Origin of the sequence: Salibacterium lacus (genome assembly GCF_042684865.1) — a bacterium.
GTDB lineage: Bacteria > Bacillota > Bacilli > Bacillales > Marinococcaceae > Salibacterium > Salibacterium lacus.
Genome location: NZ_JBHUML010000002.1, coordinates 1,089,711 through 1,102,502 on the forward strand (window position 1 = coordinate 1,089,711; position 12,792 = coordinate 1,102,502).

At 45.7% G+C, this 12,792-nt stretch carries 13 protein-coding genes; 4 read left to right on the forward strand and 9 right to left on the reverse strand.

Annotated features, from left to right (window positions below; translation table 11 throughout):
• Positions 1–217: 217 nt before the first annotated feature.
• The 4 genes from ACFSUB_RS06425 to ACFSUB_RS06440 form a co-directional block, all read right to left on the reverse strand.
• Positions 218–529 (reverse strand): hypothetical protein, encoded by a 312-nt coding sequence (locus ACFSUB_RS06425; RefSeq protein WP_380712357.1) that lies wholly within the window; start codon positions 527–529, stop codon positions 218–220.
• Between the two features lie 85 nt (positions 530–614).
• Complete coding sequence (locus ACFSUB_RS06430; protein WP_380712358.1) at positions 615–1,514, reverse strand: hypothetical protein; 900 nt, start codon at positions 1,512–1,514, stop codon at positions 615–617.
• An 81-nt stretch (positions 1,515–1,595) separates the two neighbouring features.
• Complete coding sequence (locus ACFSUB_RS06435) at positions 1,596–1,967, reverse strand: rhodanese-like domain-containing protein (RefSeq protein WP_380712359.1); 372 nt, start codon at positions 1,965–1,967, stop codon at positions 1,596–1,598.
• Positions 1,968–1,997: 30 nt separating this feature from the next.
• The gene (locus tag ACFSUB_RS06440) at positions 1,998–3,092 is read right to left on the reverse strand and encodes an AI-2E family transporter (RefSeq protein ID WP_380712360.1); all 1,095 of its coding nucleotides are present in this window, start codon (positions 3,090–3,092) and stop codon (positions 1,998–2,000) included.
• Between the two features lie 148 nt (positions 3,093–3,240).
• Between ACFSUB_RS06440 and ACFSUB_RS06445 the strand changes: the two genes are divergently transcribed.
• The 4 genes from ACFSUB_RS06445 (at position 3,241) to ACFSUB_RS06460 (ending at position 8,085) form a co-directional block, all read left to right on the forward strand.
• Entirely contained in the window at positions 3,241–4,137 is an 897-nt protein-coding gene (locus ACFSUB_RS06445; protein ID WP_380712361.1) for a PucR family transcriptional regulator, read from the forward strand.
• A 139-nt stretch (positions 4,138–4,276) separates the two neighbouring features.
• Positions 4,277–5,377, forward strand: a complete 1,101-nt coding sequence (locus ACFSUB_RS06450) for an ABC transporter ATP-binding protein (protein ID WP_380712362.1) — start codon at positions 4,277–4,279, stop codon at positions 5,375–5,377.
• Between the two features lie 232 nt (positions 5,378–5,609).
• Complete coding sequence (locus ACFSUB_RS06455; protein ID WP_380712363.1) at positions 5,610–6,797, forward strand: KamA family radical SAM protein; 1,188 nt, start codon at positions 5,610–5,612, stop codon at positions 6,795–6,797.
• A gap of 550 nt (positions 6,798–7,347) precedes the next feature.
• Positions 7,348–8,085, forward strand: coding sequence for a hypothetical protein (locus tag ACFSUB_RS06460; RefSeq protein ID WP_380712364.1), 738 nt, complete (start codon positions 7,348–7,350; stop codon positions 8,083–8,085).
• A gap of 3 nt (positions 8,086–8,088) precedes the next feature.
• Here the strand turns inward: ACFSUB_RS06460 and ACFSUB_RS06465 are convergent, their stop codons facing one another.
• The 5 genes from ACFSUB_RS06465 to ACFSUB_RS06485 form a co-directional block, all read right to left on the reverse strand.
• The gene (locus ACFSUB_RS06465; RefSeq protein WP_380712365.1) at positions 8,089–8,991 is read right to left on the reverse strand and encodes a fumarylacetoacetate hydrolase family protein; all 903 of its coding nucleotides are present in this window, start codon (positions 8,989–8,991) and stop codon (positions 8,089–8,091) included.
• 16 nt (positions 8,992–9,007) lie between these two features.
• Complete coding sequence (locus ACFSUB_RS06470; RefSeq protein WP_380712366.1) at positions 9,008–9,802, reverse strand: ABC transporter ATP-binding protein; 795 nt, start codon at positions 9,800–9,802, stop codon at positions 9,008–9,010.
• Entirely contained in the window at positions 9,789–10,790 is a 1,002-nt protein-coding gene (locus tag ACFSUB_RS06475) for an ABC transporter permease (RefSeq protein WP_380712367.1), read from the reverse strand. Before ACFSUB_RS06475 ends, ACFSUB_RS06470 begins: the two co-directional genes overlap by 14 nt.
• Positions 10,791–10,943: 153 nt before the next feature.
• Entirely contained in the window at positions 10,944–11,963 is a 1,020-nt protein-coding gene (locus ACFSUB_RS06480) for an ABC transporter substrate-binding protein (RefSeq protein WP_380712368.1), read from the reverse strand.
• Positions 11,964–12,164: 201 nt separating this feature from the next.
• Positions 12,165–12,734 carry a hypothetical protein gene (locus ACFSUB_RS06485; RefSeq protein ID WP_380712369.1) on the reverse strand — a complete coding sequence of 190 codons (570 nt, stop codon included), beginning with the start codon at positions 12,732–12,734 and terminating at the stop codon, positions 12,165–12,167.
• Between the last annotated feature and the right edge of the window lie 58 nt (positions 12,735–12,792).

Consider the following 12,792-nt stretch of genomic DNA (forward strand, 5'->3'; position numbering starts at 1 on the left):
GAGCCGGTTTTTATGTCGTGTACAACCAGCAGGTATTATTGTTTTCAAACAACGAGTTCCGTTCCATTGTACTTTAAACCTTACGGGGTTAAAAGGAAAAACCATTCTCTTTTTCCGCCCGCCGGTTCTTTTTGGGGACACAGCCGATCCCGGCCGTTTTGTCATGTAAAAACTGCTGTACCGTCTTTCATTCGGGCACAGCAGTAACAACTTGGTTCTATTTGTTATCCTTTATCGTAGTATGAACCGGTTCTTCCCCTTTTTCTTCTGCTTTATCAAAATGATGCACAGAATGCACGGCACCTTCTGATACCATTTCATTGTCTTCGAAATCATAAGGACCCGAGTGACCTACTTTTTCGTTCAATTCCTGATCTTCATCTTCTTTTGTCTTCCCGGTCCATTTCGCAACGGTATGCTTTGATACATCCTTCACTTTTTCTCTTTTTTTCTCATCCATTAAGAAATAAGTGGCGGTTCCAACAGCGCCTGCTACTACTGAGGGCATAAGCAAACTGCATTTTTTCATAATTACACCTCCGCATTGTGCCTGAATAATTTTTCAGTTTTCACTCTTCGTCTTTTTCCCCGTTTGCTTTACAATAAACCTCTGTTTATCTTTCATACCCTTCGAGTTGAAAATCCCATATACCGATTCGTTCCACTTCCTCTTCTTCATTGGCGATGAACCATAAACTTCCGTCACTAACGTGATAAATGTACACCTTCTTGCCGTCGATTGTCTGTTCGATATATTCAGAGCCGTGCAGGCGCCGGACGTCAAACAGTGTGTCACCGACCGCTGCTCCTTTTGCGGTCTCAAAATCAGAGGAAGAAAAAATCATGTATGTTAATTCGTCGTCTATGATTTCCAACTGCATATCCGGTACTTCACCGGAGCGTTCTTCTCCGTAACGGTTCGTGTAAGTAAATTCATGCATGTCCCCGTGAAAACCGATATAGTCTGAAGGTTTGCCGAATCCGGTCTTCCAGTCAATAGTCAATGTGTCATCCACTTCCTCCATGGAATCGCCAATACGCATATCACCTACTGTCAGGAGGTCGGCGGTTTCAAGGTGCAGACGTCCGGGGTTATCGAGCCATTCCGCCCGGATACCCAGTTCCTGAATGTTGGAAACTCTTACTACTTCCTGCCCGTCCACCTCTTCAATATAATCCTGCTCTTCCAGGAAATCAAATGATGATTCTCCTTCGTACGGAACGTTACGATCTATATCTTCCTTATCGTTCATCACCTGTACTGCCGCTTGTATAGGAACATACAATATACCTTTTTGAAAGACCGGACCTCCGGTGTAAGTCTGGAGCTGCCCATCTATGTACAAATCATGCTCCAGTCTGTTTTCTTCCGCTTCTTCTCCCTGCTGCTCAGTATCCCCTGCATTCCCTGCATTCCCTGCATCTGTCTGAAACAAAGCGCGGGCATCCGCTTTTCCTGCCGAAAACAAAAGGCCAAGTGTCATCAAACATCCCAATATCATTCTAATGTTCACGTGCCATCTCCCCTCCCTCGTCCCTTTCCTTTGCATTTGTGTTTCTTTTAGAAAAAAAAGGCTCTATTCGAGCCTTTTTTTTTACTTATACAATCTGCCTATATCATCCTGCACCGGGTTTTCCATGCCGGTGTTCATTTCATCATCCCATGCGAGCATTCCACCGGCGAAATTCTTTACATTCTCGATGCCGTTGTCTTTAAAATACAGAGCCGTATGCTGACTCCGGCCGCCGCTGCGGCAGACAAGCAGGTACTCTCTGTCTTTATCGAGCTGATCAACAACTTCCGGAACCTGATTCATGGGAAGCAGCGGCACTCCTGGAATATGACCTTCAACGTATTCCGAAGGTTCCCGTACATCAATGACAATCGGATTTTTTTCATTTTTTTCGCTGATACTTTTCACTTCTTCTTTTTCCAGTTGTTCAATGCCATCCAATTCGTATCCCATATTTATCTCCTTTCTCTTTAAACCTGCCCTTTACGTTGTATCTTCCGGCGGCTTGTTTCTTAACTTTAACAATCTGTACGTATGACTGACAACTACTTTGCCGACCGCATAGGCCGGAACTGCCAGGAGTAGCCCTACAATACCGGCAAAATTGGAAGCAACCAGCAGCAGCAGGATGATAGTTAAAGGGTGGATATCAAGTTTGCGTCCCATAACCTGCGGAGAAATAAGGTTGCTCTCAATCTGCTGCACAATGACAACAACGATAATGACAAGCAGTGCCATAAAGGGTGATGTGAGCAGTCCGACGATGACACCTGGAAGAGTGCCGATCCAAGGACCCAAAAATGGAATAACATTAAAAAACATCGCTGCCGCAGCCAGTACAAGCGGATAATCGAGTCCGATAATGACATATCCGATAAACACACAGATACCCACAAAAAAGCTGACGATTATCTGTCCCTGAATGTAGGAACTTAACGCTTCGTCCATGTCTCCGAGAATACGGCGTCCTTCTTTTTCCTGTTTAGCAGGCAGAAGCCGCAGAATAAAATTTGGTGCTTTTTTTCCTTCTTTGAGCATGTAGTACAGAATGAACGGCAGAATGAGAATGATAATAACAACATTTGTAATCATTCCTACTACATTTGCGATATTACTCCCAATATCTGAAAACAGTTGATTGGCATATTCACCTGCCCGTGTCGTTACTTCCCGCCAGGAAAAGTCCATTTCAGCGATAAAGTTGTTGAACCATTCCTGATTCTGCAGATTAACAATCATCCGTTGTGCTTCGTTCATAAGCGCGGGCGCATTTTTCACAAGATTATTGAACTGGTTCTGAAGCGCCGGCCCTACTGCGAACACAAGCAGCACCAGCAGACCAATAATAATGATATACAGCAGAAGAATGGCCAGGCTTTTCGGCAGTTTCCAGGAAAGGACGTTCACCACCGGCCGAAACAGATAAAACAGCACCCCTGCAATGACGATAGGGGCAAACAAGGTGGAAAACAGAACAACCAGGGGCTGGAATATAAAATCCACCAATGTTCCGAGATATACAATCAATAATACAATAATCAACCCGTAGCCGAGTCGAAAATATTTTCCCTCCGGCATGCCATCACCACATTACTTAATGATTTTATTGTTCCATTGTACCATATATTTACTTGCAAATATGGGTATGTTTACGCTTTTCTATAGATAAATTCCGCGATTCTTAGTAGCATGAATGTAACAATGTTGAAGAAAGGGTCGTGCTGTCATGCTGAACACATTGAAACGTCTTTTTCCTTCCACCGTGTATGAAAAAGACCTCACTGCTACCGAGCGCGAATATTATACTATTTTTCACTCCAGCCGTTTTCCCGAAGCCTTTGCGATTGAAACCGGGGAATTGAGTGAAAGGGATCAGCAGCTTCTTTTGCTTTCTTTTGACCTGCAGAGTAAAGAAGCTCCGTTTCAAAGCGGGAATCGTGAGTGGTTCACCTACTTTGCAGACGGCGGCGAACGGCCGGACTCCCTGTCCCAGTATTCTTCGTTCCGATTGTATTATCTTGAAGGGCGAAAACTTTATGAAAATCAGTCCGACCTTGGAGAAGCCATTCGGTATTATTTCAATGAACAAGTGAGGACTGTTTTCATCAACAGGGAGTTTCTTCTTGTACTCGTGCCTGAACATTCATCCGAAGAAACCTCCCTGTTTCATGCCGGCGAACTTGCCGGTATCCTCGCTGCCGATTTACTGCTGGACGTATTTATTTATGAAGGCAGACGCGTCCACGTGGAGGAAAATATAAAAAAGATTTTTGCACAGGAGAAAAGACTCTTCCAGCTTTCACGTTCGCTTTTTCCAAAAGAACGAACGTTTCAGGGATATGAAATGCTTCCTTTTGTCCTTGCGCTTCTGGAGGAACACGAACAAAGAGAACTTTATCACTATGCGCTCGCCGGACTTGAAAAAGAATCAGAACTGGTTGAAACCCTGTATCACTTCTTCCTCTGTAACTTAAACCGGAGCCTTACGGCAAAGGAACTTCATATGCACCGCAACACCCTGCAGTACAGACTCGATAAAATTTTTGAAAGAACCGGCATCGACATGAAACAGTTTGCCAACGCAGCTGCTTTGTATGTACTGATCAGAAAACTCGAAAGATAAACGTAAACGCAGGGCTTATGCATCGTGCACAAAAGACATCGCTTCCATTTTGGGCAGTTGTTCTATATGAAAACGCTTCCTGTTACGCTATACTACGAATTAATTCATAACATTAATCACAAAAAGGAGCGGGGACAAAATGGCGGAAATTGCAATGAACCAAATCAAGAAAGTATATGATGGCGGAGAAGCGGCGGTTGATGATTTTAATCTCAAAGTGGAAGATAAGGAGTTTATCGTATTTGTCGGTCCTTCCGGGTGCGGAAAGTCAACCACTCTGCGGATGATTGCAGGACTTGAAGATATCACAGAAGGCGACCTGCTGATTGACGACAAACGAATGAATGAAGTTCCACCAAAAGACCGGGACATTGCGATGGTATTTCAAAACTATGCACTATATCCCCATATGAACGTGTATGACAATATGGCATTCGGTCTGAAACTACGTAAATTCAAAAAAGAACACATAAAAGAACGCGTGGATAACGCTGCCTCCATTCTCGGACTTGAAGAATATCTGGACCGGAAACCGAAAGCGCTCTCCGGTGGTCAGCGTCAGCGTGTTGCTCTTGGCCGTGCTATTGTCCGCGATCCAAAGGTGTTCCTGATGGATGAACCTCTTTCCAACCTGGACGCCAAGCTGCGTGTACAGATGCGTGCAGAAATCATCAAACTCCATAAACGCCTGGATTCTACTACAATATATGTTACCCACGACCAGACCGAAGCTATGACGATGGCAACCCGTATCGTCATCCTAAAAGACGGCATCATCCAGCAGGTCGGAAGTCCGAAGGAAGTGTACGAAAGTCCGGAAAACCTTTTCGTCGGCGGTTTCATCGGGTCACCAGCCATGAACTTTCTCGAAGGCAAACTTGAAGGGAATTACTTTAATATTGGAAATAATATTTCCATCGGCGTTCCGGAAGGGAAAATGAAAATACTCCGGGAACAGGGATTTGAAAACAAATCGCTTCTCATGGGCATTCGTCCGGAAGATATTCACGACGAGCCTTTGTTTCTCGAATCATCGCCGGAATCCAAGGTGTCGCTTCCGATTGAGGTGGCGGAGATGAATGGTGCTGAAATTATTCTTTATAGTACAGTCGGAGGACAGCAGCTGATAGCGAGAGTCGACTCCCGTTCGGAAATTGAAGCGGACACTACAGTCGAAATGGCCTTTGACATGAACAAAGTGCACTTCTTCGATCCTGAATCAGAAGCACGCATCCGCTGATACGTTTCCCGGCCCTGCCGTCAAACGTAAAAAAAGCCTTTCGATACTGTTTCGAAAGGCTTTTTTTACTGGTCAAATTTTTTATCAAGCCGGCTTTTGATACACAAAACATTGGAATGTTTTCCGTTTATTTTTTTGACTATTATGAACAATAATTGTTATACTTTTACTGTTTGTACCAGTACTTTTTACGTTTGTTGATTCTCATAAAAGAAAGGTGATGATACGAAACATGGCCCAGCCCAAGTACTTGACGAAGATTGACCAGATCAAACAGATTTCGGAGGAAGAAAGAGAACGCCTGAAAAAAATAACAGAAAAGTTTGTATTCCGTGTGAACGAATACTATCTGAGCCTGATTAACTGGGAAGATCCGAACGACCCCATTAAGAATCTCGTGATACCCAATGAAGGAGAGCTTGAAGAATACGGGCGGTGGGACGCATCGGATGAAGACACAAACTATGTCGTACCAGGCTGTCAGCACAAATACGAAACCACAGCTCTTCTTATCTGTTCAGAGGTCTGCGGCGCTTACTGCCGTTATTGTTTCCGAAAACGACTGTTCCGTAATGATGTAAAAGAAGCGATGATTGATGTTAATCCAGGACTTGAATACATTAGAGAACACCCTGAAATCAACAACGTGCTCCTCACAGGCGGAGACCCGCTTATTCTGGCAACCAAAAAGCTTCGTTACATTATAGAAGAACTCCGAAGCATACCGCACGTAAAAATTATCCGGATCGGCTCGAAGCTTCCTGTCTTCAATCCGATGCGTTTTTACGAAGATGAAGAACTGTTGAAACTGATCCGTGAATATTCTACGGCGGATCACCGCATTTACATTATGGCGCACGTGAACCATCCGCGTGAAATTACCGAAGAAGCGAAAAAAGGATTTCAGGCCCTCCATGACGCGGGTGCTGTTATTGTAAATCAAACCCCGGTGCTGAAAGGAATCAATGATCATCCGGATGATTTGACCGAACTGCTTGATAAATTGTCCTGGGCCGGTGTCACTCCTTACTATTTCTTTATTAACAGACCGGTCGCCGGTAACAATGATTTTGTTCTCCCTTTAAAAGAAGCCTATGATGCTGTAGAGGAAGCCAAAGCAAGAACGAGCGGCCTTGGGAAGCGTATCCGGTTATCCATGAGTCATACTTCCGGCAAAATTGAAATACTGGCGGTTGAAGATGGAAAAGCATATTTGAAATACCACCAGTCCAGAGATGGGCAGTACGGCAGATTTATGGTGCTGGACTGTCCCGAAGATGCTTCCTGGTTTGATGACCTTCCGGGCAATGAACAATACTGGCACCAGCCGGAGAAAAAAGTGGAAGATGTTGTATCCGTCAACGACATGCCCGATATTCCGCAGAAACAAAACAAACGAGCCCGGGCCGCTTCCAGATAAACTACCAAAAATGTCTGATCAGATCCCTGAAGAAGAGACTGGGACAAAACGATTCATAGATAACAAAACGCCGAACGATCCTTAAATGGATCGTTCGGCATTTTGTTGTTCATCAACTATCGCTGCGTCAAAATACTTCGCTTTCACTCCAGAGCACAAGGGCGGCATCGATTCGCTGGGGCTCATCGTGTCTTCTATGCCGCGGGCACGGCTCAAAAGGAGGAAGATCGGCTAAGATCGGCACCTCCTGGCGGGCGCCGACCTGACCCGCATCCTGCGGGCCCTCGGAAGAAACCCGCTTCCTGCGGGGTCTTGAGACACGTGCTGTTCCCGCAGGAGACGAAGTATTTTGACTACGCTATATAAACTGCTCTCACCATTTCATCCGAAATGTTCGTGTTTTTCCTATCGTCGATCTCTTTTGTCCCAAACTCTTTGTATTGTTTATAGACTATGATACGGCGTAATCTGTTTGCTGGCAGCATACCGAAAAACCGAATAAATATGTTAAACTGAGCCTGTCATATTATAAATAAAAGGATGTTATGTTATGAAGCGGTTTCTGGCCGTTTTTCTTCCCGCTGTTATACTTCTTGAGGCCTGCAGTAATGCTGACACTTCATCCAGCGAAGAGGTTACAACGTTTTCCAACGAATTGTATACCGTAACATTTGAACATACAACGCGTGCCGAAAACGCCGATTCGAACTTTTCCCTCTCTTTTTCAATTGCTGCTGAGGATGAAACGAGACGAATCGATTCTTCCGACGTGACGTTACGTTTTCCCGAGCAAGTGTCGGATGCGCAGGGAAACAACTATCAGACGACAGGAGACGCGCAGTACAGCCAAAAACAAGAGCAAAGCCATATGGTAACGGTCGAACAGTCATTTTCCGGCCCCCTTCATGAAGAGAGCCGTCATATTACAGCGCCGCTTCTCATGGTCATTGAGAGTGACACAGAGGAAGTACTTTTTCAGGATGTCACTGCTGATTCTTTTCCTCTTACGAGAGAAGAATTGAAAATAACGAACATGAAAAGAAACGGGAAAACACTAAACGTTCAGGCTGCAGATTATATATCCGACGGAAAACTGGAGTGGTCCATGAACGTACAGGGAGAAAAAATTTATCCGGCTTTTACAAACACTGTTGTAAACGATAATGGAACATACGAAGGATCTCTGGAGTTCGCCTTTCAGCCGGCGGAACGATTCTCCATCATGGCAGAGCGGTCCCGAACAGAACCGATGGAATGGGAACTCCCTTTCGTTATCCCTGTATCATAATTATCATTGGACTCTGTTTGTGAGCCGGCCCAGTCCTTCGGCAGTAACAACCACTTCATCACCGGGATGTAAAAGACGTGGAGGATTGAATCCCTTTCCCACTCCGGCTGGGGTACCTGTGGCAATAACATCACCGGGCTGGAGTGTTATTGCCCGGGAAATAATTTCAATGAGGGAGGATACCGAAAAAATCATCTGGGAGACAGCCGCCTGCTGCCGGCGTTCTCCGTTCACATACGTTTCAAGTGTGATATCTTTTCCTTTTATTTCTTCCGGTCTCACAATATACGGACCCATCGGGCAGAATGTATCCAGACTTTTTCCGAGAAAGAACTGCTTATGTCTTTTCTGGAGGTCTCTTGCTGTGACATCATTTACGAGCGTATACCCGAAAATGTGATCATCAGCCTGTTCTGCCGAGATACCGCTCCCTTCCTTTCCGATGATGACAGCTATCTCCCCTTCGTAGTCCACTTCCTCTGTGATTCCGGGATGTGAATGTATCTCCTCTCCTGGACCTATAACCGTAGTAGGAGCTTTGGTGAAAATAATTGGATCCTCCGGAACATCTGCTTCACTTCCCATTTCCAACGCATGGTCTCTATAGTTCTTTCCGGCACACATAATATTTTTTAATGGTGCAGGGATCGGCGCGGATAAAGTAACATCGTCAAACGTCTGGATACAGTCTTCACGGTTGTTAGCCAGCACCCACTTTGTCAATTTCTCTGCTTCTTCCCAAAACACCTCTCCCTCCGCAGCTGCCTGGATCATCGTTTCGGGAACGTGGTAATCTGAACCACTCTGCCGGGCAGCCGTTGTCATGTCTATAACACGTTTATCCTCTGTAACAATCGCCAGCTTTTCTCTGACACTTCCTTCTGCCTTGACTGCTGCAGCTTTCATGCTTCCACCTCCTGCATTATCCAAGCACTGCTTTGTCATTTGCCATTTTTTCTCCGCGGAGACGTTGAAATTCTTCGAGCAGTTTTTCAATCGTCAAATTCTGTTTTTCCTCTCCTGCCACGTCCAGAATAATCTGACCCTGATCCATCATAATCAGACGCGTTCCAAGATCCAGAGCCTGCTGCATATTATGCGTAACCATCAGTGTCGTAAGCTGGAACTTCTCCACTACGTCTGCGGTAATGCCGGTAATCAGCTCTGCTCTCGAGGGATCAAGCGCGGCAGTATGCTCATCCAGCATCAAAATGTCAGGTTCTGTAAATGTAGCCATTAACAATGATAATGCCTGTCTTTCTCCGCCGGAAAGCAGTCCGACCTTTGCGGTCATGCGGTCTTCGAGTCCCAGGTTCAATGTTTTCAAATGTTCCCGGAATACTTCTTTTTTCTTTTTATTGACACCCGGCTTCAACGTGCGTTTTTTGTTGCGGGACCAGGCCATAGATAAATTTTCTTCAATCGTCATAGAAGGAGCGGTGCCGGCCGATGGGTTTTGAAAGACCCGGCCGATCATCTGCGAGCGTTTATATTCCTGCATCGGAGTAACAGCCTGACCATTAATAAAAATGTTTCCTGTATCTGGAATGATGGATCCGGAAATCACATTCATCAAAGTTGACTTTCCAGCTCCGTTACTGCCGATAACTGTCAAAAATTCACCGCTTTTCAGTTCGATATTTGCGTTCTGCAGGGCCTGCTTCTCATCCATCGTTCCTTCGTTAAATGTAAGAGAAACCTGTTCAAGTCGAAGCATTCTGCTCTCCCCTTTCGTCAGCCGGTGATGCTTTGGAAAGTTCCGCTTTTTTACGGAGCCTGCGTTTCTTTTCCCGCCGCGATTCAATAAGTTTCGGTGTAATCAGCGCGCCGATAACAATCACCGCTGTAATCAGTTTCATGTCTCCTGTCTCAAGAAAATCAGCCAAAAGAGCCATGGTTACAACAATGCGGTATACAACGGCACCGATAATAACGGCGAACGTGGTGCGTGCTATGGATTTCGTTCCAAACAACGCTTCCCCAATAATAACAGACGCCAGTCCGATAATAATCATGCCGACTCCCATACCGGCATCGGCAAAGCCTCCCTGCTGTGCAACAAGGGCACCTGATAAAGCTACCAGCGCATTGGAGAGCCCGATACCGAGGATGATCAGTCCATCCGTATTGGCGGAAAAGCTGCGGATCATCGACTTGTTGTCACCCGTCGCGCGAAGAGCCATGCCGACTTCCGTTTTGAGAAAGTAGTCGGTGATAAACTTGACGATAAAGGTCAATATCAGCGCTGTGAAAATAATGGAAGGGTCGGTAATGCCGAGGCCGGCCAGAGACTGATTAACGGGCCGGCTGATGCCAAGACTCGTCCAGAACTCTGTTATCATAGTGAATATCGTTTGTTCATTTAACAACGGAACATTGGACTGTCCCCCCATGATACGTAAATTGATGGAATATAAAGCAATCATCATTAAGATTCCTGATAACAGAGGATTGATTTTTCCTTTCGTATGGAGAATTCCGGTAATGCACCCTGCCAGAAAGCCCCCTGCCGTTCCGGCTGCTGTTGCAATAATCGGGGACTGCCCGCTCGTGATAAGTACCGCGGCAATGGCAGACCCTGTCACAAAGCTCCCATCTACTGTAAGATCAGGAAAATCAAGCACCCGAAACGATATGTAAACACCAAGCGCCATTAACGCGTATATGATTCCGGTTTCTACAGAACCGAATAATGCGGTCCACATAACTGCATGTTCCCCCCTTTCCTATAGTCATCAGAAGACCCGGTTCACCGCCGGAAACTGCGGGATCCATAACATTCTGATGCTTCGTTTCCTATTATGCATGAAAAAGTCCGGTCCGTTACTTTGTAAACACAGACCGGACCAGGTTTATCACTAATTGATAAATTCTGCTTCTTCTTTCCATGCTTCCTTTATCTCTACTCCCTGTTCTGAAGCCGCATCCCGGTTAATCATCAGCTGCATTTCCTTTGGATACTCGGCCGGAATGTCGGAAGGAGAGGCTTCTCCGTCCAGAATCCGGGCAGCCATTTCTCCGGCACGATGCCCAATCTGCTCGTAGTCAATACCGTAGGTAACAAGACCGCCGCGTTCCAGAGAATCCGGTTCACTTACTACCATAGGGATGTCCTGCTCGTTCGCAACTCCCACCACAGATTCCAGAGCCGATACAACGGTATTGTCCGTTACAATGTACATAACATCAGCTTCTCCTGCAAGAGATTCCGCCGCCTGCTGTACTTCTGCAGAGGAGGAAACACTGCGTGTTACGGCTTCCAGATTCGTATCTTCCATCGCAGTCTTCACGTCTTCCACCTGTGTCACCGAATTCTGTTCTCCGGAATTATACACCATGCCGACACGGGCTTCCGGAAAGTTTTCGGATATGAAACCGACTGTCCTGTTAATCATTTCCGGATGAAGATCCATTACGCCGGTGATTAATTCTCCCGGAGATTCCGGGCTTTCTATGAGACCAGCTTCTGCAGCATCTGTCACTGATGTGAAAACGATGGGAGTTTCAGAACTGGCCTGCAGAGCCGATTGCGCACTCGGGGTGGAATTGGCGAAAATAAGGTCCACTCCGCTTGAAATAAAATTATTGGCAATAGTCTGAGCATTACTCATATCGTCCTGTGCATTCTGCATATCGTATTCAATATTTTCACCTTCTGTGTAGCCATTGTCTTCAAGCCCCTGTTTGAACCCTTTATACGCTGCATCCAGGGAAGGATGTTCCACAATCTGTGTCGCTCCCACCTGAACCACTTCTTCCTGGGACCCTTCCGTTTCCCCCGAATTTTCTGGACTGCCTTCATCCTGCCCGCAGGCTGCCAATACGGATGTGGACAGTATACCTGTCAACAATACCTTTCCCCAATGACGAATCACCATCTGTTCTTCCCCCTCTTATATGTATGCTTTTCTTATAGTTATACTTATCTTATAAGATGGAACAATTCTTGTAAATATAAATTTTTTCTACAGTAAAGCGTTAATGCAGAGATCTTTTCATGAACATGGAGAAGGCTTCGATAATTATAAAAATCCTCCCGCTTATCGCCGCAGGAGGAGGGGGTGGACGCTTAGGAAGAATCAAGGAGATATCACGCTTTGTTCCAGCTTCACGCCCGGAAAATCGGTGCTTTCGTTTTCTGAACCGGGCGGCAGTTCCGGCTGCCATTCTTCTTCATAAAGCTGCTCAAAAGCAATCCGCCCGCGGTTGATGAACACACCGTTTCCTTCTATATAATTTTCATACTCTTTCAGGAATGCTTCACCATCGGTAATGGTAAATGTATAACGAATGGTTTCTCCGCTTTGTTCTTCATCCCGTGTATAACCGAAATCGTAAAGACGTTCCACAACCGCATACGACCCAAAAGGAATGACCACGCTTTGTTCCCTTTGTGTTTCCTGTATACCATCAGATGTTACGACGCGTTCACCCATAGCCGCCCGGTCGGTGAACCACTCGGCAGTGTATAAATACAAGGCTGCCATCACAGCAGCAAGAATGACCGCGGCTGCCCGTTCTTTCATCTTCGTCTTTTTTTCTTTCTTCTGAATCAACCGGTGCAGCACCATCCCCACTGAAAAAGTGATGCCAAGAAGCAGCACGGACAACAGCAGGTAAAAAATCCAGGTATCCAACATCCAAATCATCTGTATCTCATCCTTTTTTCAATCAATAGAAACGTATCTCGTACCCAGTTTTCTATCA